Here is an 18,941-nt window from a genome sequence, read left to right as displayed (position 1 = left end):
CGCCCGGGCACCCAACAGCGTTGGACACCAAAGCGCAAAACCTTAGTCCAACGAAGACGGCCGCCGCGACCGCTTTTCAGGGGTCGATCCGGGGCTTATTCCACAGAAAAGGGCACTATGGGGGAACTGACCGCGGCCGAGGAGTCTGCACGGACATGAGCGACGAGCCACAGCAGCCGAACGGCGAACACGAACCCCGGGGCCGGGCCCCCGGGGACCCGTCCGCCCACGGCAGCAACAGCGGCAACAGCGGCAACAGCGCAGATCAGGGCGGCGAAGCCGGCCGGGCGAAGAAGCCCGGGCGCCCCAAGCGCACCGGCTGGCGCCGCGCCGTCCCCACCTGGCGGATGGTCCTCGGCGCCGTTTTCGTCCTCGCCCTGCTCCTGGTCGGCGGCTTCATCGCCGGATACCAGCTCGTCGACATCCCGCCCGCCAACGCCAGCGCCACCGCGCAGTCCAACGTCTACCTCTACAAGGACGGCAGCGTCATCGCCCGCTCCGGCGAAATCAACCGGGAGAACGTCAAGCTCGCCCAGGTCCCGCTCAACGTCCAGCACGCGGTCCTCGCCGCCGAGGACCGCGACTTCTACTCCGAACGGGCCGTCGACCTCACAGCCATGGTCCGCGCCGCCTGGAACACCCTCGCCGGCAAGGGCAAACAGGGCGGCTCGACCATCACCCAGCAGTACGTCAAGAACTACTACCTCGGCCAGGAACAGACCATCATCCGCAAGATCAAGGAGTTCTTCATCGCGGTCAAACTCAACCGCGAGGAGCCCAAGAACCAGATCTTCGAGGGCTACCTCAACACCAGCTACTTCGGCCGCAACGCCTACGGCATCCAGGCCGCCGCACAGGCCTACTACGGCAAGGACATCGGCGACATCACCACCGCCGAGGGCGCCTACCTCGCCTCCCTGCTCAACGCCCCCAGCGCCTACGACGTCGTCGTCCACCCGCAGAACAAGTCCGCGGTCCTCGCGCGCTGGAACTACGTACTCGACGGCATGGTCAAGGAGAAGTGGCTCACCGCCGGCGAACGCGCCGCCATGGAATTCCCCGTACCCGGCAAGGTCAAGCCGCCCACCGGGCTCTCCGGACAGCGGGGCTACATCGTCCAGGCCGTCGAGGACTACCTCACCGGCAACGAGGTCATCGACGAGAACACCCTGGCCACCGGCGGCTACCGGATCACCACCACACTGGAGAAGAAGAAACAGAACGCACTCGTCAAAGCCGTCGACGACAACGTCATGTCCCAGACGAGCACGGAGCGCGAGGCCGACCGCAACGTCCGCGTCGGCGGCGCCTCCATCGACACCGGCACCGGCCGGGTCGTCGCCATGTACGGCGGCGTCGACTACACCAAGCAGTACGTGAACAACGCGACCCGCCGCGACTACCAGGTCGGCTCCACCTTCAAACCCTTCGTCTTCACATCCGCCGTCGCCAATGGCTCCACCACCCAGGACGGCCGGCGCATCACCCCCAACACCGTGTACGACGGCACCAACAAACGCATGGTCCAGGGCCCGAACGGACCCACCGGATACGCCCCCTCCAACGAGGACGACATCAGCTACGGGCCCATCACCGTCCGCATCGCCACCGACAAGTCCGTCAACGCCGTCTACGCCCAGATGGCCGAGGACGTCGGCCCCGACAAGGTCAAGCAGACCGCCATCGACCTCGGCATCCCCAAGAACACCCCCGATCTCACCCCCTACCCGTCCATCGCGCTCGGCGTCGCCACCGCCAGCGTCCTCGACATGACCGAGGCGTACGCCACCCTCGCCAACCACGGCAGGCACGGCGCGTACACCCTCGTCGACAAGGTCAGCAAGGGCGGCGAGGACCTGGAACTCCCCGGCAGGAACACCCAACAGGCCGTCAGCCGCGAAGCCGCCGACACCACCACCGCCGTCCTCCAGAGCGTCGTCGAAAGCGGCTCCGGCATCGCCGCCCAGGGCGCCGGCCGCCCCGCCGCGGGCAAGACCGGCACCGCCGAAGAGGACAAAGCGGCCTGGTTCGCCGGCTACACCCCCGACCTCACCACCGTCATCGCCATCATGGGCCAGGACCCCGACACCGGCGCACAGAAACCGCTCTACGGGGCACTCGGACTGGCCCGCATCAACGGCGGCGGCACGCCCGCCCAGACCTGGGCCCAGTACACCGAGGCCGCGCTGCGCGGCACCACGGTCGAGAACTTCGACCTCAGCCTCGAAAGCGGCGCCGAAGAAACCGTCGAGCCCACCGAGGAGAACTCCAGCCCCGGCAGCACCGGAACGCCGTCCGAACCCCCCTCCAGCACATCGCCCAGCAACCCCGGGAGTACCGCGCCCAGCAGCCCGCCGACCCTCGGGATCAGCGAACCCGACACCGGCGGCGCCGAGAACGGCACACCGACCGGCGGCGGAACGGAAATCGGCGGCGCCGAGAACGGCGGCGGGGACAACGGCGACCGGGACCGCTACGACTTCCTCCCGGGCGCCCGCGGCACCCCGGCACCCCCGGCACCCCCGGCCACCCCGGCACCGCAGGGCACCCCGGCGCCGCGTCAGTGACCCGAGGTCGCCTTCAGCCCCACCACGGCCACCAGCAGCAGAGAGACGAAGAAGATCCGGGCGGCGGTCACCGGCTCACCCAGCACCACCATGCCGAGAACCGCCGCACCGGCCGCACCGATCCCGACCCACACGCCGTACGCCGTACCGATCGGCAGCGTCTTCGCCGCATGGGACAGCAACACCATGCTCATCACGATCCCGAGGCCCGTGAACACACTCGGCCACAGCCGGGTGAACCCCTCGGTGTACTTCATCCCTATCGACCAGCCCACTTCGAGCAGACCGGCGACAACCAGCAGAACCCACGCCATGACGGAACCTCCGACGAGACAGAAAACGCGAACAACACGGGGTGCGTCGTCTTTGCAGAACCCGGTACGGCGCGTCTCGTCGGGGTCACACCACCGTAGCAAAGAACATGCAAAGGACCTGGTGACACCGGTCACCAGGCCCCACTCGCCACTACTGCCGCCTACAGATACAGCCCGGTCGAATCCACCGACCCCTCGAACCGGTCCGCCGCCACCGCATGCAGGTCCCGCTCGCGCATCAGCACATACGCCACACCGCGCACCTCGACCTCCGCACGGTCCTCGGGGTCGTACAGCACCCGGTCGCCCGGCTCCACCGTCCGCACGTTCTGCCCCACCGCGACCACCACGGCCCAGGCCAGCCGACGGCCGACCGCAGCCGTCGCCGGAATCAGAATGCCGCCACCCGAGCGCCGCTCCCCCTCCGGCGCATCGGACCGGACCAGCACACGGTCATGGAGCATGCGGATGGGCAGCTTGTCGTCGGTGTTCTCGCTCACGCCCCGCAACCTACCTGTCCGCCGCAGCTCCGCACGCCTCCGGGGTACACGGACCTCGGCATCAGTTCTTCCGCCGCCGCTTCGACACCACGAGCAGACCCACGACACCCACCGCGAGCAACGCCGCCGGAATCACCCGCTCCAGACGCGGAGCACCGTCCTCGGACACAAACCGCGCCTTCACGTCCGACACCGTCCGGTTCACCGCGACAAAAGCCCGCCCGGCCGTCCGGTCCACGGCCTCGGCGGCCTTGGCCTTCGCATCACCCATGATCGTCTTCGGGTGCACCCGCACCCCGATCTCATCGAGCACCACCGCAAGCTGCTCACGCCTGCTGATGATGTCCGCCTCGATCTGCGCAGGGGTCCTGGCATCCGACACTGCGCCGCCTCCGTGGTCCTCGTCCGGTAAACCTTCATCGACAGTCTGTCAGCTCGACTGCCCACGTACCCGGCGGCACCCCCATTACGCTCGGTCCCGTACACCCCACGTGCCACCTGAGGAGAACCATGAGCGAGCGACTCCAGCCCGGCGACACCGCCCCCGCCTTCACCCTCCCCGACGCCGACGGCAACGAGATCTCGCTCGCCGACCACAAGGGCCGCAAGGTCATCGTCTACTTCTACCCGGCCGCCCTCACCCCCGGCTGCACCAAGCAGGCCTGCGACTTCACCGACAACCTGGACCTGCTCGCCGGCGCCGGATACGACGTCATCGGCGTCTCCCCCGACAAGCCCGAGAAGCTCGCCAAGTTCCGCGAGAAGGAAAACCTCGAGGTCACCCTGGTCGGCGACCCCACCAAGGAGACCCTTGAGGCATACGGCGCCTTCGGCGAGAAGAAGCTCTACGGCAAAACGGTGACGGGCGTCATCCGCTCCACGATCGTCGTGGACGAAGAGGGCAAGGTCGAACGAGCCCTCTACAACGTCAAGGCCACCGGCCACGTAGCCAAGATCATCAAGGACCTCGGGATCTGACCCGAGCCCGTCGAGGACCGCCTCGGATGGCCGAGAAGATGTGAGGGACATCCCATTCGGCCAGCGACCTGGTCTGCAGCCGCCCTGACCGCGCAGAAGCCTTCCTGGACCACCCACCCGAGGAAGGGACCCGGTCATGGCGGCGGCCCTGGTCGGCGTGATCGCCGTGGCCTGCATGAAGGAGACCGCCCAGAAGCCCCTGGCCGGCACCCCGCCATCGGTGGAGACACATGCGGAGGCGGCAGAACTGGCCGCGGCCCAGACGCCGGATCCGAGGTTCTGACCCCGTACCTGCCGGCCCGCAGGCACACCCCGGTAGCATGTCTGACGGCTGGCGGCGGTGGTGCAATGGCGACACAGCAGACTTAGGATCTGTGGCCCGTGAAACGGCTTGAGGGTTCGAATCCCTTCCGCCGCACAGTAAACGGCCTGCGAATCAAGGAACTTGGTTCGCAGGCCGTTCTCGTACCCGTTACACCTGGCTCAACAGCTCCCGCACCACCGGCACCAGTGCCCGGAACGCCTTGCCGCGGTGGCTGATCGCGTTCTTCTCCGCCGGGGTCAGTTCCGCGCAGGTGCGGGTTTCGCCGTCCGGCTGGAGGATCGGGTCGTAGCCGAAGCCGTTCGTGCCGGACGGGGTGTGGCGCAAGGTGCCCAGCAGGCGGCCCTCGACCACGCGTTCCGTGCCGTCGGGGAGGGCCAGGGCTGCCGCGCAGGCGAAGTGGGCGCCGCGGTGAGGATTGTCGATGTCGGAGAGCTGGGCCAGGAGCAGGTCCAGGTTGGCCCGGTCGTCGCCGTGGGTGCCGGCCCAGCGGGCGGAGAAGATGCCGGGGGCGCCGCCGAGTACGTCCACGCACAGGCCGGAGTCGTCGGCGATGGCGGGGTGGCCGGTGGCCTTCGCGAGGGCGTGGGCCTTGAGGAGGGCGTTCTCGGCGAAGGTGACGCCGGTTTCCTTGACGTCGGGAATGTGGGGGTACGCGTCCGCGCCGACGAGCTCGTGGTCGAGGCCTGCGTCGGCGAGGATCGCGTGGAGTTCGGTGATCTTCCCGGCGTTGCGGGTGGCGAGGATGAGGCGGGTCATGTCACCCAGTATCGAGGGTGGTCAGGGCGTGCAGACCTTGCCTATCTCCTTGGCGGCGTCGGTGACCGGGGTGATGTCGGGGGTGGCGTCGCCCTTGTCGATGGAGTCGCGGACGTTGCCGACGCCGGACTGCAGGTCGTCGACGGCCTTGCCGAGGTCGGCGTTGTCGGTCTTGTCGCCGAGGTTGCCGAGTTCCTTCTCGATCTCGTCGAGGGCTTCGGATGCCTGGGTGGGGTCGTCCGAGGCGTTGGAGACGGCCTGTTGGAGGTTGTCGACGCTGGTGGCGATGGCGTCTGCGGTGCGGACGCAGTCGAGTGCCTTGTCGACGGCCCCGCAGCCGGCTGTCGCGGTGAGGGTGAGGGCGGTCAGGGTCAGCGCGACGGTGATGCGGCGGTGGCGGGTGGCCTCGGCCATGGTGCGGTTCCTCCCCAGGTGCGGATACGCGGACGGGCGCACGGTTCGACCCGTGCGCCCGTGTTCGTAACGACGCGTTGTGGTGCGTATTTGGTTGCTTCTTTACTCGCTCAGCGTGCGGGCCAGGGCCTCGTTCTGGAAAGCGGTGAGGTCTGCGCAGCCGACGGTGGCGAGGTCGAGGAGGGCGCCCAGTTCCTTGCGGTCGAAGGGGGTGGCCTCGGCGGTGCCCTGGACCTCGACGAAGCGGCCGTCGCCGGTGCAGACGACGTTCATGTCGGTCTCGGCGCGGACGTCCTCCTCGTAGCAGAGGTCGAGGAGGGGGGTGCCGTCGACGATGCCGACGCTGATCGCCGAGACGGTGTCGGTCAGCGGCTTGCGGCCGTGCTTGACGAGCTTCTTGCGCTGGGCCCAGGTGACGGCGTCGGCGAGGGCGACGTAGGCGCCGGTGATGGCGGCGGTGCGGGTGCCGCCGTCGGCCTGGAGGACGTCGCAGTCGAGGACGATGGTGTTCTCGCCGAGGGCCTTGTAGTCGACGACGGCGCGCAGGGAGCGGCCGATGAGGCGGCTGATCTCGTGGGTGCGGCCGCCGATCTTGCCGCGTACGGATTCGCGGTCGCCGCGGGTGTTGGTGGAGCGGGGCAGCATGGAGTATTCGGCGGTGACCCAGCCTTCGCCGCTGCCCTTGCGCCAGCGCGGGACGCCTTCGGTGACGGAGGCGGTGCAGAAGACCTTGGTGTCGCCGAAGGAGATGAGTACGGAGCCTTCGGCGTGCTTGCTCCATCCGCGTTCGATGGTGACGGGGCGGAGCTGTTCGGGGGTGCGGCCGTCGATACGAGACATGGTGTCGACTTTATCGGGTGCGGGGGTGGCGGCCGTTCGGGTGCACCGCAGGCCCCGTCCGGGTGGGCAGGGCCTGCGTGGTGCTGAGTGCTTGGGCTCAGCAGGGGGTGCGGCGGCTGGTCACATCATGTCTTCGATGTCGGCGGCGATGGGGTCGGCGTCGGTGCCGATGACGACCTGGATCGCGGTGCCCATCTTGACGACACCGTGGGCTCCGGCGGCCTTGAGCGCGGCTTCGTCGACCTTGCTGGGGTCGTGGACCTCGGTGCGCAGGCGCGTGATGCAGCCTTCGATCTCGTCGATGTTATCGATACCGCCGAGCCCGGCGACGATCTTCTCAGCCTTGCTGGCCATGGCCTTCTCCCTGGTTGTTCACATGCATGCGACGGCCCACCATGGGTCCGTTTCGTCACCGTAACGCACGTTTGGCCCAGCTTCGCGAGCGAGTGACTGGACCGTCCTCAATGATGACGATCACCGGTGCCTTGTCTTCCAGGCGGGTTACGCACCGTACCTCAACTGGTCTACACCAGTGTGCAACGACCGCCGAACGCGTCTTGTTCCGGGAGGATGCCGATGAGCTCGAGCAGCGCCGCAGTTCCCCAGAAGACGTGGTGGAACGGCCTCTTCCAGGGTCTCCAGAAGATGGGCCGCAGCCTCCAGCTCCCGATCGCCGTCCTGCCGGCGGCAGGCATTCTCAACCGGCTGGGTCAGCCGGACGTATTCGGCGACAAGGGCCTGCGTTGGGGCAATGTCGCCAAGGTGTTCGCGGCCGCGGGCGGCGCGCTGCTCGACTCGGGGCTCGGCCTTCCGCTGCTGTTCTGCGTCGGTGTCGCCATCGGTATGGCGAAGAAGTCGGACGGTTCGACCGCGCTCGCCGCGGTGACCGGCTTCCTCGTTTATTACGCGGTGCTGCACGCCTTCCCGGTGGACTGCGCGCCCGGTTCCACGTTCACTTCGGGCGGCACCTGGTTCGGCACCTGCGTCACCGGCAATGCCAAGGTCACGGCCGCGGAGTACCAGAACCCCGGGGTGTTCGGCGGCATCGTGATGGGTCTGCTGTCCGCCTGGTTCTGGCAGCGGTACCACCGGGTCAAGCTGGTGGACTGGCTGGGATTCTTCAACGGCCGCCGGCTCGTCCCGATCATCATGGCGTTCGTCGGCCTTCTCGTCGCGGCGTTGTGCGCATGGCTCTGGCAGCCGATCGGTGACGGCCTGACCAGCTTCTCCAAGTGGCTGGTGGACCTGGACTGGGCGGGCTCCGGAATCTTCGGCATCGCCAACCGGGCCCTGCTGGTCATCGGCCTCCACCAGTTCCTGAACACTTTCGTCTGGTTCCAGTTCGGCGACTTCACCAAGCCGGACGGGACGGTCGTGCACGGTGACATCAACCGGTTCCTGCAGGGCGACCCGACGGCCGGTCAGTTCACCTCGGGCTTCTTCCCGATCATGATGTTCGCCCTCCCTGCGGCGGCGCTGGCGATCTACCACTGCGCCAAGCCGAATCGCCGGAAGGCGGTCGGCGGCATGATGCTCTCGGTCGGCCTGACGTCATTCGTGACGGGAATCACCGAACCGATCGAGTACTCGTTCCTCTTCGTGGCACCGCTGCTGTACGCGATCCACGCGGTGCTCACGGGTGTCTCGATGGCCGTGACATGGGCGCTCGGAGTCAAGGACGGCTTCAGTTTCTCCGCCGGGCTGATCGACTACGTCATCAACTGGCACCTGGCGACCAAACCGTGGCTGATCATTCCGCTCGGTCTGGCCTTCGCCGCCGTGTACTACGTGATCTTCCGGTTCGCGATCACCAGGTTCAACCTCCAGACTCCGGGCCGGGAGCCCGACGAGCTGGAGGAGGAGATCGAGAGGAACCTCACGAAGTAGCACTTCGGGCGGGCTTTCGGCTCGGTCGGAGCAGGCCCTTGGACCCTTGTGGTCCGGGGGCCTTCGCCATGTGACCGAGCGTGGGTGATAGCTCATGCGAAGTAGTCGGAAATTGCAGGTTCCTTATACAACCCACACCGTGCTACAACTGGTCTACACCACTGAGTGGTCCAGACCGCGTGCGTTCTGCCGCGTTTCTCGAGTCGCCGCCTCCCCCCGTCAATGACCTGGGCGGCGCCTTGTCCAATGGAGGAAGTTGATGTCCACGGCAGACACCGCACCCGCGGTCACCAAGAAGAAGGGCGCCGGCGTGATGGCGGTCATGCAGCGCATCGGCCGCAGCCTCATGCTGCCGGTCGCGGTGCTGCCCGCGGCCGCGCTGCTGGTCCGGCTCGGTCACGACGACATGCTCGGCAGAAAGTCGTTCCCGGACTTCGTCACCAAGATCGCGAGCTTCATGGACGCGGGTGGCAACGCGATCTTCGCCAACTTGGCGCTGCTGTTCGCCGTCGGTATCGCGATCGGCTTCGCCAAGAAGTCGGACGGATCGACCGCCCTCGCAGCCGTCACCGGCTACCTCGTCTTCCAGAAGGTGCTCGCCACCTTCACGGACAGCAATCTTCCGAAGATCGCGACGGTGGTCGACGGCAAGATAGTCATGACGGACGCCCCCGTGGACGCGGGGGTCCTCGGCGGTGTGGTGATGGGCATCGTCGTCGCGCTGCTCTACCAGAAGTTCTACCGGACGAAGCTGCCGGCCTGGGCGGGCTTCTTCGGCGGCCGCCGCCTCGTTCCGATCCTCTCCGCCTTCGCGGGTCTGCTCATCGGCATCGTCTTCGGTTACATCTGGCCGGTACTCGGCACCGTGCTGCACAACTTCGGTGAGTGGCTGGTCGGTTCCGGCGCGGTCGGAGCGGGCATCTTCGGTGTGGCCAACCGTGCGCTGATCCCGGTCGGCATGCACCACCTGCTGAACTCGTTCCCGTGGTTCCAGGCCGGTGACTACCACGGCAAGAGCGGCGACATCAACCGCTTCCTGGCCGGTGACCCGACGGCCGGACAGTTCATGACCGGCTTCTTCCCGATCATGATGTTCGCTCTCCCGGCGGCCTGCCTCGCGATCGTCCACTGTGCCCGTCCGGAGCGCCGCAAGGTCGTCGGCGGCATGATGTTCTCCCTCGCGCTCACCGCCTTCGTGACCGGCGTGACCGAGCCGATCGAGTTCACCTTCATGTTCATCGCACCGGCGCTGTACGCGATCCACGCGGTGCTGACCGGTGTCTCGATGGCCCTTACCTGGGGCCTCGGCATGAAGGACGGCTTCGGCTTCTCCGCAGGTGCGGTCGACTTCTTCCTGAACCTCGGCATCGCGAGCAAGCCATGGCTGCTGGTCCTGGTCGGTCTCTGCTTCGCGGTGGTCTACTACGTGGTCTTCCGGTTCGCGATCACCAAGTTCAACCTGCCGACTCCGGGCCGCGAGTCCGACGAGGAGCTTGCCGAGCTCCTCAAGGCCGAGGCGAAGTAGGCCTCACCGCGGGCCTCACCCCGGCGCACGAAAAAGCCCTCACCTTCCCCGCGGGAGGTGAGGGCTTCGTCGTGCACCGGATGTGCGGGACGACTAGATCTCGTAGACCGCGCCCGGTGCCGCCACCTCCACCGGCCCGCCGTAGAGCAGGCGGGCATCGGCCTGGTTGCGGTCGGCGTCGGTCCACGGCGGGATGTGGGTGAGGACGAGCCGTCCCACCCCGGCGCGGGCGGCGATGTCGCCGGCCTCGCGGCCATTGAGGTGGAGGTCCGGGATGTCCTCCTTGCCATGGACGAACGATGCTTCGCAGAGGAACAGGTCGGCGCCCTCGGCGAGTTCGTCCAGAGCCTCGCAGGCACCCGTGTCGCCGGAGTACGTGAGCGAGCGGCCGCCGTGCTCGATCCGGATGGCGTAGGAGTCGACGGGGTGGCAGACCTTCTCCGTACGGACCGAGAAGGGGCCGATCTCGAACGAGCCCGGCTTCAGCGTGTGGAAGTCGAAGACCTCGCTCATCGCCCGCTCGGACGGGGTGTCGGCGTGGGCGGTGGTCAGCCGCTGCTCGGTGCCGTCGGGACCGTAGACCGGGATCGGGGCGGGACGGCCGCCGTCGTGCCGGTAGTAGCGGACGACGAAGTACGCGCACATGTCGATGCAGTGATCGGCATGGAGGTGACTGAGGAAGATGGCGTCGAGGTCGTAGAGACCGACATAGCGCTGCAGCTCGCCGAGGGCGCCGTTGCCCATGTCGAGGAGCAGCCTGAAGCCGTCGGCCTCTACGAGGTAGCTCGAACATGCTGATCCCGGGGACGGGAACGAGCCGGAGCAGCCGACGACGGTGAGCTTCATGGAGCGTGAACCTCCGAGACGTGGGAACGGGGAGGGTTCGTGCGGTCTGTTGAGCGGTTTGTCGAGCGTAAGGCGCGAAACAGCCGGTCGCTCCTTCACGGCCGTCCGTTGTGGGGGAACTCACCTGCTCTGTCACCGGTTCGATGGAAGAGGCGGGGACGCCGGTACGGTCGGGGCATGGACATGTCCTGGTGGTGGATTGCGATTGCCGTTGTCGTCCTGCTCGCGCTCGTGGTGGCGGTCGCCGATGGGCGGGCACGGGGCGGGCAACGGTCGCGGGGCCGCTCCGGCAGGTCAGCGGGTACGCGCTTCGGTGCGCGTCCGGGCGGGCGGACGCGTCCGCCGGCGGGGCCGGGGCGTGGGCCGGAGCCGGAGCGCAGGCCGCGGCCGGGTGAGATCTGGTGGGCCGAGGTGCCGTACGAGGACGGGCCCGGGGCGAAGGACCGGCCCTGCCTGGTGCTGTCGGTACGGGGTGACTCGGCGCTCGTCGCGAAGATCACCAGCAAGTATCACGAGGAACGGCCCGGAGTGATCGCGCTGCCCGCGGGGACGGTGGGGGATGCGCGGGGGCGGGAGAGTTTCCTGGAGACGGATGAGTTGCGGGAGGTTGCCGTGCGGGGGTTCCGGCGGCGGGCGGGGGTGGTGGATCCGGATGTGTGGGAGCGGGTGCGGGGGCTTGGGTGAGGTCGGGGGCATCGCTGCGGGTGCGCGTGGCCTCGGGGCGCCTGCGGCGGGCCTGTCCCCTGCCCGCCCGTTCCGGCAACCGGGGCTCCGCTCCTCGATCGCCGGACGGGCTGGATGTTCAGCTCGTCCGGCGATTCAGGACGAGCTATGCCCAGAGCTGGCCGTGCAGCGTTTCGATGGCTGCTTCGGTTGTCGGGGCCGTGTAGACGCCCGTCGACAGGTACTTCCAGCCGCCGTCCGCGACGACGAAGACGATGTCGGCCGGCTCCCCCGCCTTGACGGCCTTGTTTCCCACTCCGATCGCGGCGTGAAGTGCGGCGCCGGTGGAGACGCCCGCGAAGATGCCCTCCTGCTGGAGGAGTTCGCGGGTGCGGGTGACGGCGTCCGCGGAGCCGACGGAGAAGCGGGTGGTGAGGACGGAGGCGTCGTAGAGCTCGGGGACGAAGCCCTCGTCGAGGTTGCGGAGCCCGTAGACCAGGTCGTCGTAGCGCGGCTCGGCGGCGACGATCTTGATGTCGGGCTTGTGCTCGCGCAGGTAGCGGCCGACGCCCATGAGCGTGCCGGTGGTGCCGAGGCCCGCCACGAAGTGGGTGATGGACGGGAGGTCGGTGAGGATCTCCGGGCCGGTGGTGGCGTAGTGGGCGCCCGCGTTGTCCGGGTTGCCGTACTGGTAGAGCATGACCCAGTCGGGGTGCTCGGCTGCCAGCTCCTTGGCGACGCGTACGGCCGTGTTGGAGCCGCCCGCCGCCGGGGAGGAGATGATCTCGGCACCCCACATGGCGAGCAGGTCGCGCCGTTCCTGGGAGGTGTTCTCCGGCATGACGCACACGATGCGGTAGCCCTTGAGCTTGGCCGCCATGGCGAGCGAGATGCCGGTGTTGCCGCTGGTGGGTTCCAGGATGGTGCAGCCGGGGGTCAGCCGGCCGTCCTTCTCGGCCTGTTCGACCATGTGGAGCGCGGGGCGGTCCTTGATCGAGCCGGTGGGGTTGCGGTCCTCCAGCTTGGCCCAGATGCGGACGTCGTCCGACGGTGACAGCCGCGGCAGGCGGACGAGCGGGGTGTTGCCCACTGCGGCGAGCGGGCTGTCGTACCGCATCAGTTCATGCCGCCGGCGACGGCCGGGAGGATGGTGACGCTGTCACCGTCGCTGAGCTTGGTGGAGATGCCGTCGAGGAAGCGGACGTCCTCGTCGTTGAGGTAGACGTTCACGAAGCGACGGAGCTGGTCACCGTCGACGATGCGCTCACGGATGCCGTTGTGGCGGCTGTCCAGGTCCGTGAAGAGGTCGGCGAGGGTCTCCCCGTTGCCCTCGACTGCCTTGGCGCCGTCGGTGTAGGTGCGGAGGATGGTCGGGATGCGGACCTCGATGGCCATGGCGTGGGCTCCTGTCGAAAGCGGAGAGGTGGCGTGGGGCGCGCGGCTCTGCCCCCGCGCAGGGGTTGGTGCGTGACGAATGGGTGCTCGGGCCGCGAACCCGGCTCAGGCCTCGCGGCCGGCGGGCAGGCGGCTCGTACAGATCGCGCTGGAGAGCCTGCACAGGTCGACGTGCAGCCGCGCAACGAGCAGCATGCCCGGCGTCTTGTCGCTCACGTCATGGGGAACCATGCGGTCATCGTATCGATTCCCGGTCCGTGATCCGGAATGTGATCTCACCTGATGGATGTTCGGTGTTCGACAGGTGGACGGGACCGTGGTGGGCCCGGTCCCGTCCGGCCGGTGGAGTGCCGGGGTCGGGCGGTGCGAGGAGGTCAGGCGGCTTCGTACGCCTCGACGACCTCGACGTCCTCCTCGGTGATCTCGCCGTCCACGATCCGGTAGGAGCGGAACTGGAAGGGGCCCGCGTCGTCGGTGTCCGCGGTGGAGACGAGCACGTAGTGGGCGCCGGGTTCGTTGGCGTACGTGACGTCGGTGCGGGACGGGTAGGCCTCGGTCGCGGTGTGGGAGTGGTAAATGATCACCGGCTCCTCGTCGCGGTCGTCCATCTCCCGGTAGAGCTTGAGGAGGTCGCCCGAGTCGAACTCGTAGAAGGTGGGCGAGCGGGCGGCGTTGAGCATGGGGATGAACCGTTCGGCGCGGCCGGTTCCGGCCGGCCCCGCGACCACGCCGCACGCCTCGTCGGGGTGGTCGGCGCGGGAGTGCGCGACGATCTGGTCGTAGAGCGCCTGGGTGATGGTCAGCATGGCGCCAGGATAGGCATGCGGGCCCCGACGTACCGAGGGGTGGTACGTGGGGGCCCGCATGGTGGACGCGACCGTTGGGGCGGTGGTCGCCCGGGGATGGTTCGGGGTTCGTACGGAGTGGCCTCAGCTCTTCGCGAAGGCCTTGTTCTCGGGGTTACGGGCCTTGAGCACCAGGTATGAGACGCCGAGGATGGCCGCCCAGAGCGGGGCGCAGTACAGCGAGATCCTGGCGTCCTTGTCGATGCCCATCATCACGATGACCATGGCGATGAAGGCCAGCGCGAAGACGCTGGTGAACGGGGCGCCGGGGGCCCGGAACGTCGACTGCGGGAGCACGCCGCGGTCCGCGAGGCCGCGGTAGCGGATCTGGCAGATGAGGATCATGATCCAGGCCCACATGCCGGAGATGGTGGCGAAGGAGACGACGTAGGTGAAGGCGTCGCCGGGCCACTGGTAGTTGATCCAGACGCCGACGAGCATCAGGGCGGCGGAGAAGGTGGTGCCGATGAGCGGGGTGCCGCTCTTCGTCAGCCTGGTGAAGAACTTCGGACCCTGGCCGTTGAGGGCGAGGTCGCGGAGCATGCGGCCGGTGGAGTACATGCCGGAGTTGCAGGAGGAGAGGGCCGCGGTCAGCACGACGAAGTTGACGATGCCGGCGCCGATGCCGAGGCCCATCTTCTGGAAGGCGGCGACGAACGGCGAGATGCCGGGCTGGAACTCGGTCCACGGGACCACGGAAAGGATCATGATGAGGGCGCCGACGTAGAAGACGGCGATGCGCCACGGCACGGTGTTGATGGCCTTGGGCAGGACGGTCTTCGGGTCCTTGGACTCGCCCGCGGTGACGCCGACGAGTTCCACGGCGAGGAAGGCGAACATCACGATCTGCAGGGTCAGCAAGGTGCCCTTGATGCCGTGCGGGAAGAAGCCGCCGTCGGCCCAGAGGTGGGTGACGGACGCGGTGTCCCCGGCGTCGGAGAAGCCGAGGGTGAGAATTCCGGCGCAGATGAGGATCATGCCGACGATGGCGGTCACCTTGACCATCGAGAACCAGAATTCGAGTTCCCCGAAGAGCTTTACGGAGATCAGGTTCACGCCGTACAGGATGATCGTGAAGATCAGCGCCGAAACCCATTGAGGAATATCGAACCAGAAGGTCATGTACTGGGCGGCCGCAGTGACTTCGGTGATTCCGGTGACGACCCAGAACAGCCAGTAGGTCCAGCCGGTGACGAATCCTGCGAAGGGGCCGATGAATTCGCGGGCGTACTCGGAGAAGGAGCCCGAGACCGGCCGGTACATGAGGAGTTCGCCCAGGGCCCGCATGATGAAGAAGATCACCAGGCCCGCGATGGCATAGGCCAGGATGAGGCTGGGCCCGGCCTTGGCGATCGCCTTTCCGGCGCCGAGGAAGAGGCCGGTGCCGATGGCCCCGCCGATGGCGATCATCTGGATCTGACGGGCGCCGAGGGCTCGCTGGTACCCCTCGCCCGCCGCGCCGGCATCCGCGACCGCTGCGGCCTTGCGGCCGTCTTGTCCCTTGTCGACCTGCGCCGATGTCATGTGCTGCGCCTTTCTCCACGCCGATCCGCGCCGTTGAGGCTGCGGATCAGGTCCTGATCCCCCCGGATATGGATGGAGTGCCGCCGGCGGTCGCCGGCCTGTAGCGCCCTCGGGAACATGGGTGGCGTCCCCGAGTGGTCGTGAAGATTTACCACGGACACATGGGCGGATCATCGGACATTATGTGGGGCACACCACAGGAAAAAGCGGACAAGGGTTCCCAGTCGCCGCAAAAGAGACCGTTCAGGTGACGGGATCGTTATTCGAATTTGAGCGTCCGTTGAGCGAACGCGATGCGAGAGTGGCCGGGAAGTCCGTAAACGAGTGGTCGGTCCAAGTCCGCGAGCAAGTGATCGGGAACTCCGCACGCGAGTGATCGGCTCCGCATACAGGAACTACGGCATCAGGGTTTCCACGAGGGTTTCCTGGAGCGCGCCGAGCCAGAGATAGGCCATGACCATCGGCTTGCGCGGGTCGCTGTCGGGGAGCCGGTAGAGCGAGCCGGCCTCGTCGTCGTCGGAGACCTCGAGGCGGGTGCCGATGGTCAGCCGGAGGTCATTGAGCGCGCCGAGCCAGTTGCGGCATTCGTCGCCGGTGAGCTCCAGTACCGCGTCGCCGTCCTCGGTGAGGGAGAGGGCATCCAGGGTGCGTACGACTGTGAGGGCGTCGTCGCGCTTGCGGGTGCGCAGATCGTTCTCGGTGAAGCGGCGGAATTCGGCGGACGCGGCGCGCACCTCGGTGTCCTCGTCGCCGTACGCCTCGGGGAAGAGGCGGGCCAGGGCGGGGTCGGTGGGCGGTTCGCTGGGCCCCTCGGCGAAGAGGGCGGCGAGCGGGTCCTCACCCTCGGCGGGTTCGTCGCCGGGGCCGATCAGTTCCAGCAGCTGGACGGCGAGGGAGCGCAGGATCGCGATCTCCACCTCGTCGAGCGCGACGGCCGCGCCGCCGCCGGGGGTGGCCTCGAAGTGGCCGGCCATGGGTTTTCTCCGATGGTGGGTCGGGCGGGGCAGAGGAGGATCGGTCTAGTTGCGGTCCTGCGTGAGGGTGGCCCACAGCCCGTAGCCGTGCATGGCCTGGACGTCGCGTTCCATCTCCTCGCGGCTGCCGCTGGAGACGACGGCGCGGCCCTTGTGGTGGACGTCCAGCATCAGCTTGTGGGCCTTGTCCTTGGAGTAGCCGAAGTAGGCCTGGAAGACATAGGTCACATAGCTCATGAGGTTGACCGGGTCGTTGTGGACCAGCGTCACCCAGGGGACGTCGGGCTCGGGGACGACATGACTCTCCTCGGCCGATTCGGGACGCTCGATCTCAGTGGGGGCGACGCTCACCCACCCCATGCTGCCACCCGGGAGGGGTCATCGCACAAACGACCCGAGATCTCGTCACTCTGACGACATAGGGGTAGCATCCGGAACATGAACTCTGTGGACCTTGGGCGACGGGTCGGTGTGCCGTCGACCGCGCTCTTCACCGACCAGTACGAGCTCACGATGGTGCAGGCCGCCTTGAAGGCCGGCACGGCCGACCGGCGCTCGGTCTTCGAGGCGTTCACCCGCCGCCTGCCGGAGGGACGGCGCTACGGCGTCGTCGCGGGCATCGGACGGGTGCTGGACGCGGTGGAGAACTTCCACTTCGACGACGAGATGCTCACCTTCCTGCGCGAACAGAACGTCGTCGACGGGCCCACCCTCGCCTGGCTGGCCGACTACCGCTTCAGCGGTGACATCTGGGGCTACCCCGAGGGCGAGGTGTACTTCCCCGGCTCGCCGATCCTGCGGGTCGAGGGCTCCTTCGCCGAGTGCGTGCTGCTGGAAACGGTGATCCTGTCGATCCTCAACCACGACTCGGCGATCGCCGCGGCGGCGTCGCGGATGTCCGCCGCGGCGGGCGGGCGGGGGCTGATCGAGATGGGTGCACGACGCACCCATGAACTGTCGGCGGTGGCGTCGGCGCGTGCCGCGTACATCGGCGGCTTCGACACCACGTCCGACCTGGCCGCGGGCTTCCGCTACAACATCCCGACCGTCGGGACGAGCGCCCACGCCTTCATCCTGCTGCACGACACCGAGCGCGACGCGTTCCGGGCCCAGGTCGACTCGCTGGGCCGGGGCACGACACTGCTGGTCGACACGTACGACGTCGCCGAGGCGGTCCGTACGGCGGTCGAGGTCGCAGGTACCGAGCTGGGTGCGGTACGGATCGACTCCGGGGACCTGCTGCTGGTCGCGCACCGGGTGCGGCAGCAGCTGGACGAGCTGGGCGCCACCGGGACGAAGATCGTGGTGACGTCGGATCTGGACGAGTACGCGATCGCGTCGCTGGCCGCGGCGCCGGTCGACGCCTACGGGGTGGGCACGCAGCTGGTGACCGGCAGCGGGCAGCCCACCTGCTCGATGGTCTACAAGCTGGTCGCCCGCGCCGTGTCCGCCGACCCCGCGGAGCCGCTGCGTCCGGTCGCCAAGAAGTCGCTCGGCGCGAAGACGTCCGTGGGCGGTCGCAAGTGGGCCGCACGCCGACTGGACGAGAACGGGGTGGCCGAGGCCGAGGTGATCGGCACCGGTCCCGTACCGGCCGAGCTGGCCGACCGGCAGCTGCTGGCCGAGCTGGTCAGGGGTGGTGAGGTGATCGCCCGGGAGCCGTTGGACGCGGCGCGCGAGCGGCACATGGCGGCGCGGTCGGGGCTGCCGATGTCGGCGATGCAGTTGTCCCGCGGGGAGCCGGTGATTCCCACGGAGTACATATGACGGGGGCGGCGGGGCGGCGACCGGGGCGCCCGGATACCGCTTTGCCCTCGATCTCCCCCATGGCCTGAAGCGCGCGGGAGGGGCCCCCTCGGCGGGCTTAATGACGCCCCCTCCCTAAGCCGCTCCGGAGTCTCTAGGCTCGAATACGCCCCCCATGACCGCCGACCGTCCCCCACCGAAGGACACCCGCCATGCACCGCGCCTTGATCGTCGTGGACGTTCAGAACGACTTCTGCGAGGGCGGCAGCCTCGCCGTGGCGGGGGGCTCCGATGTCGCCGCCGCCATCACCGACCTGATCGGCGAGGCCCAGCCCGGGTACCGCCATGTGGTGGCCACCCGTGACCACCATGTCGACCCGGGCAACCACTTCTCCGCGCAGCCGGACTACGAGCACACCTGGCCGGCGCACTGCGTCGCCGGCACGGAGGGGGTGGGCTTCCACCCCAATTTCGCCCCTGCGGTCGCCTCGGGGGCGATCGACGCGGTGTTCGACAAGGGTGCCTATGCCGCGGCGTACAGCGGCTTCGAGGGCCTCGACGAGAACGGTGTGGGGCTGGCCGACTGGCTGCGGGACCGCGGGGTCACCGAGGTCGACGTGGTCGGCATCGCGACCGACCACTGCGTGCGGGCGACGGCGCTGGATGCGGTCCGGGCAGGCCTCACGACGCATGTGCTGCTCGATCTGACCGCGGGGGTCGCCGAGGAGACCACGGAGCGGGCGCTGGAAGAGCTCCGCCGGGCCGGCGTGAAGCTTTCCGGCAAGCCCGTCGTGGCGTAGTCGGGCGAGAGCCGCCACGGCTCCTCGCCGCTCTCACCCGCT

Annotated in this window: 22 protein-coding genes, 1 tRNA gene, 1 pseudogene and 1 riboswitch; of the genes and pseudogenes, 9 read left to right on the top strand and 15 right to left on the bottom strand. The window is 68.2% G+C overall.

The window, feature by feature from the left end; genetic code table 11:
- Positions 1-155: 155 nt before the first annotated feature.
- Positions 156-2,567: a transglycosylase domain-containing protein gene (locus OG609_RS25770; protein WP_327274990.1), complete on the top strand. Its 2,412-nt coding sequence runs from the start codon at positions 156-158 to the stop codon at positions 2,565-2,567.
- On the opposite strand, the gene OG609_RS25765 is transcribed toward OG609_RS25770, so the two are convergent.
- The 3 genes from OG609_RS25765 to OG609_RS25755 form a co-directional block, all read right to left on the bottom strand.
- Positions 2,561-2,881 (bottom strand): DMT family transporter, encoded by a 321-nt coding sequence (locus OG609_RS25765; protein WP_093900307.1) that lies wholly within the window; start codon positions 2,879-2,881, stop codon positions 2,561-2,563. The genes OG609_RS25770 and OG609_RS25765 overlap by 7 nt on opposite strands.
- 40 nt (positions 2,882-2,921) lie before the next feature.
- A riboswitch (guanidine-III (ykkC-III) riboswitch) is annotated at positions 2,922-2,986 on the bottom strand.
- Between the two features lie 56 nt (positions 2,987-3,042).
- Positions 3,043-3,381, bottom strand: a complete 339-nt coding sequence (locus OG609_RS25760; protein ID WP_327274989.1) for a GroES family chaperonin — start codon at positions 3,379-3,381, stop codon at positions 3,043-3,045.
- A 61-nt stretch (positions 3,382-3,442) separates the two neighbouring features.
- Positions 3,443-3,763 carry a DUF3618 domain-containing protein gene (locus tag OG609_RS25755; protein ID WP_327274988.1) on the bottom strand — a complete coding sequence of 107 codons (321 nt, stop codon included), beginning with the start codon at positions 3,761-3,763 and terminating at the stop codon, positions 3,443-3,445.
- 128 nt (positions 3,764-3,891) lie between these two features.
- Here OG609_RS25755 and bcp point away from each other — a divergent pair, with 128 nt between their 5' ends.
- The 3 genes and pseudogenes from bcp (at position 3,892) to OG609_RS25740 (ending at position 4,777) form a co-directional block, all read left to right on the top strand.
- Positions 3,892-4,359 carry a thioredoxin-dependent thiol peroxidase gene (gene bcp / locus OG609_RS25750; RefSeq protein WP_327274987.1) on the top strand — a complete coding sequence of 156 codons (468 nt, stop codon included), beginning with the start codon at positions 3,892-3,894 and terminating at the stop codon, positions 4,357-4,359.
- Positions 4,360-4,495: 136 nt separating this feature from the next.
- Positions 4,496-4,642, top strand: a pseudogene (locus OG609_RS25745) (hypothetical protein); the annotation flags it as partial.
- Between the two features lie 51 nt (positions 4,643-4,693).
- A tRNA-Leu gene (locus OG609_RS25740) sits at positions 4,694-4,777 on the top strand.
- Between the two features lie 54 nt (positions 4,778-4,831).
- On the opposite strand, the gene rdgB is transcribed toward OG609_RS25740, so the two are convergent.
- The 4 genes from rdgB to OG609_RS25720 form a co-directional block, all read right to left on the bottom strand.
- Positions 4,832-5,440, bottom strand: coding sequence for an RdgB/HAM1 family non-canonical purine NTP pyrophosphatase (gene rdgB, locus OG609_RS25735; protein WP_327274986.1), 609 nt, complete (start codon positions 5,438-5,440; stop codon positions 4,832-4,834).
- A 21-nt stretch (positions 5,441-5,461) separates the two neighbouring features.
- Positions 5,462-5,854 carry a hypothetical protein gene (locus OG609_RS25730; RefSeq protein ID WP_327274985.1) on the bottom strand — a complete coding sequence of 131 codons (393 nt, stop codon included), beginning with the start codon at positions 5,852-5,854 and terminating at the stop codon, positions 5,462-5,464.
- A gap of 102 nt (positions 5,855-5,956) precedes the next feature.
- On the bottom strand, positions 5,957-6,694 hold the full coding sequence (gene rph, locus OG609_RS25725; RefSeq protein ID WP_327274984.1) for a ribonuclease PH: 738 nt from the start codon (positions 6,692-6,694) through the stop codon (positions 5,957-5,959).
- 120 nt (positions 6,695-6,814) lie between these two features.
- Positions 6,815-7,048: a glucose PTS transporter subunit EIIB gene (locus tag OG609_RS25720; RefSeq protein ID WP_014046255.1), complete on the bottom strand. Its 234-nt coding sequence runs from the start codon at positions 7,046-7,048 to the stop codon at positions 6,815-6,817.
- A gap of 222 nt (positions 7,049-7,270) precedes the next feature.
- Here OG609_RS25720 and OG609_RS25715 point away from each other — a divergent pair, with 222 nt between their 5' ends.
- Together OG609_RS25715 and OG609_RS25710 are read left to right on the top strand one after the other, a co-directional pair.
- Positions 7,271-8,581 (top strand): PTS transporter subunit EIIC, encoded by a 1,311-nt coding sequence (locus OG609_RS25715; RefSeq protein ID WP_327274983.1) that lies wholly within the window; start codon positions 7,271-7,273, stop codon positions 8,579-8,581.
- 259 nt (positions 8,582-8,840) lie between these two features.
- Positions 8,841-10,106 (top strand): PTS transporter subunit EIIC, encoded by a 1,266-nt coding sequence (locus OG609_RS25710; protein ID WP_327274982.1) that lies wholly within the window; start codon positions 8,841-8,843, stop codon positions 10,104-10,106.
- Between the two features lie 93 nt (positions 10,107-10,199).
- On the opposite strand, the gene OG609_RS25705 is transcribed toward OG609_RS25710, so the two are convergent.
- Entirely contained in the window at positions 10,200-10,952 is a 753-nt protein-coding gene (locus OG609_RS25705; protein WP_327274981.1) for an MBL fold metallo-hydrolase, read from the bottom strand.
- A gap of 177 nt (positions 10,953-11,129) precedes the next feature.
- Between OG609_RS25705 and OG609_RS25700 the strand changes: the two genes are divergently transcribed.
- The gene (locus OG609_RS25700; protein ID WP_327274980.1) at positions 11,130-11,636 is read left to right on the top strand and encodes a type II toxin-antitoxin system PemK/MazF family toxin; all 507 of its coding nucleotides are present in this window, start codon (positions 11,130-11,132) and stop codon (positions 11,634-11,636) included.
- A gap of 145 nt (positions 11,637-11,781) precedes the next feature.
- Here OG609_RS25700 and OG609_RS25695 read toward each other — a convergent pair whose 3' ends face one another.
- From OG609_RS25695 to clpS, 7 genes are all read right to left on the bottom strand, one after another.
- Entirely contained in the window at positions 11,782-12,732 is a 951-nt protein-coding gene (locus OG609_RS25695; protein WP_114244744.1) for a PLP-dependent cysteine synthase family protein, read from the bottom strand.
- The gene (locus tag OG609_RS25690) at positions 12,732-13,010 is read right to left on the bottom strand and encodes a MoaD/ThiS family protein (protein WP_037692508.1); all 279 of its coding nucleotides are present in this window, start codon (positions 13,008-13,010) and stop codon (positions 12,732-12,734) included. The genes OG609_RS25695 and OG609_RS25690 overlap by 1 nt, the downstream gene beginning before the upstream one ends.
- 105 nt (positions 13,011-13,115) lie before the next feature.
- Positions 13,116-13,241: a putative leader peptide gene (locus tag OG609_RS25685; protein WP_256103089.1), complete on the bottom strand. Its 126-nt coding sequence runs from the start codon at positions 13,239-13,241 to the stop codon at positions 13,116-13,118.
- 143 nt (positions 13,242-13,384) lie between these two features.
- Complete coding sequence (locus OG609_RS25680) at positions 13,385-13,816, bottom strand: Mov34/MPN/PAD-1 family protein (RefSeq protein WP_114249045.1); 432 nt, start codon at positions 13,814-13,816, stop codon at positions 13,385-13,387.
- Positions 13,817-13,939: 123 nt separating this feature from the next.
- On the bottom strand, positions 13,940-15,379 hold the full coding sequence (locus tag OG609_RS25675; RefSeq protein WP_327274979.1) for an amino acid permease: 1,440 nt from the start codon (positions 15,377-15,379) through the stop codon (positions 13,940-13,942).
- Positions 15,380-15,774: 395 nt separating this feature from the next.
- Positions 15,775-16,353 carry a DUF2017 domain-containing protein gene (locus OG609_RS25670; RefSeq protein ID WP_327274978.1) on the bottom strand — a complete coding sequence of 193 codons (579 nt, stop codon included), beginning with the start codon at positions 16,351-16,353 and terminating at the stop codon, positions 15,775-15,777.
- A gap of 45 nt (positions 16,354-16,398) precedes the next feature.
- Positions 16,399-16,713 carry an ATP-dependent Clp protease adapter ClpS gene (gene clpS / locus OG609_RS25665; protein WP_327274977.1) on the bottom strand — a complete coding sequence of 105 codons (315 nt, stop codon included), beginning with the start codon at positions 16,711-16,713 and terminating at the stop codon, positions 16,399-16,401.
- A gap of 78 nt (positions 16,714-16,791) precedes the next feature.
- Here clpS and OG609_RS25660 point away from each other — a divergent pair, with 78 nt between their 5' ends.
- Positions 16,792-18,120: a nicotinate phosphoribosyltransferase gene (locus OG609_RS25660; RefSeq protein WP_327274976.1), complete on the top strand. Its 1,329-nt coding sequence runs from the start codon at positions 16,792-16,794 to the stop codon at positions 18,118-18,120.
- 191 nt (positions 18,121-18,311) lie between these two features.
- The gene (locus OG609_RS25655) at positions 18,312-18,899 is read left to right on the top strand and encodes an isochorismatase family protein (RefSeq protein WP_327274975.1); all 588 of its coding nucleotides are present in this window, start codon (positions 18,312-18,314) and stop codon (positions 18,897-18,899) included.
- Positions 18,900-18,941: the final 42 nt, after the last annotated feature.

This window comes from Streptomyces sp. NBC_01224, assembly GCF_036002945.1.
Classification (GTDB): domain Bacteria; phylum Actinomycetota; class Actinomycetes; order Streptomycetales; family Streptomycetaceae; genus Streptomyces.
This window is presented reverse-complemented; position numbering and strand designations above follow the sequence as displayed.

What these genes read in the sequence shown, in the direction of transcription:
- OG609_RS25675 (WP_327274979.1), bottom strand. Translation starts at nt 15,379, where the DNA reads ATGACATCGGCGCAGGTCGACAAGGGACAAGACGGCCGCAAGGCCGCA.
- OG609_RS25770 (WP_327274990.1), top strand. Translation starts at nt 156, where the DNA reads ATGAGCGACGAGCCACAGCAGCCGAACGGCGAACACGAACCCCGGGGC.
- OG609_RS25705 (WP_327274981.1), bottom strand. Translation starts at nt 10,952, where the DNA reads ATGAAGCTCACCGTCGTCGGCTGCTCCGGCTCGTTCCCGTCCCCGGGA.
- OG609_RS25710 (WP_327274982.1), top strand. Translation starts at nt 8,841, where the DNA reads ATGTCCACGGCAGACACCGCACCCGCGGTCACCAAGAAGAAGGGCGCC.
- OG609_RS25695 (WP_114244744.1), bottom strand. Translation starts at nt 12,732, where the DNA reads ATGCGGTACGACAGCCCGCTCGCCGCAGTGGGCAACACCCCGCTCGTC.
- OG609_RS25730 (WP_327274985.1), bottom strand. Translation starts at nt 5,854, where the DNA reads ATGGCCGAGGCCACCCGCCACCGCCGCATCACCGTCGCGCTGACCCTG.
- OG609_RS25720 (WP_014046255.1), bottom strand. Translation starts at nt 7,048, where the DNA reads ATGGCCAGCAAGGCTGAGAAGATCGTCGCCGGGCTCGGCGGTATCGAT.
- rph (WP_327274984.1), bottom strand. Translation starts at nt 6,694, where the DNA reads ATGTCTCGTATCGACGGCCGCACCCCCGAACAGCTCCGCCCCGTCACC.
- OG609_RS25690 (WP_037692508.1), bottom strand. Translation starts at nt 13,010, where the DNA reads ATGGCCATCGAGGTCCGCATCCCGACCATCCTCCGCACCTACACCGAC.
- OG609_RS25765 (WP_093900307.1), bottom strand. Translation starts at nt 2,881, where the DNA reads ATGGCGTGGGTTCTGCTGGTTGTCGCCGGTCTGCTCGAAGTGGGCTGG.
- bcp (WP_327274987.1), top strand. Translation starts at nt 3,892, where the DNA reads ATGAGCGAGCGACTCCAGCCCGGCGACACCGCCCCCGCCTTCACCCTC.
- OG609_RS25680 (WP_114249045.1), bottom strand. Translation starts at nt 13,816, where the DNA reads ATGCTGACCATCACCCAGGCGCTCTACGACCAGATCGTCGCGCACTCC.
- rdgB (WP_327274986.1), bottom strand. Translation starts at nt 5,440, where the DNA reads ATGACCCGCCTCATCCTCGCCACCCGCAACGCCGGGAAGATCACCGAA.
- OG609_RS25685 (WP_256103089.1), bottom strand. Translation starts at nt 13,241, where the DNA reads ATGGTTCCCCATGACGTGAGCGACAAGACGCCGGGCATGCTGCTCGTT.
- OG609_RS25660 (WP_327274976.1), top strand. Translation starts at nt 16,792, where the DNA reads ATGAACTCTGTGGACCTTGGGCGACGGGTCGGTGTGCCGTCGACCGCG.
- OG609_RS25655 (WP_327274975.1), top strand. Translation starts at nt 18,312, where the DNA reads ATGCACCGCGCCTTGATCGTCGTGGACGTTCAGAACGACTTCTGCGAG.
- OG609_RS25715 (WP_327274983.1), top strand. Translation starts at nt 7,271, where the DNA reads ATGAGCTCGAGCAGCGCCGCAGTTCCCCAGAAGACGTGGTGGAACGGC.
- OG609_RS25700 (WP_327274980.1), top strand. Translation starts at nt 11,130, where the DNA reads ATGGACATGTCCTGGTGGTGGATTGCGATTGCCGTTGTCGTCCTGCTC.
- clpS (WP_327274977.1), bottom strand. Translation starts at nt 16,713, where the DNA reads ATGGGGTGGGTGAGCGTCGCCCCCACTGAGATCGAGCGTCCCGAATCG.
- OG609_RS25670 (WP_327274978.1), bottom strand. Translation starts at nt 16,353, where the DNA reads ATGGCCGGCCACTTCGAGGCCACCCCCGGCGGCGGCGCGGCCGTCGCG.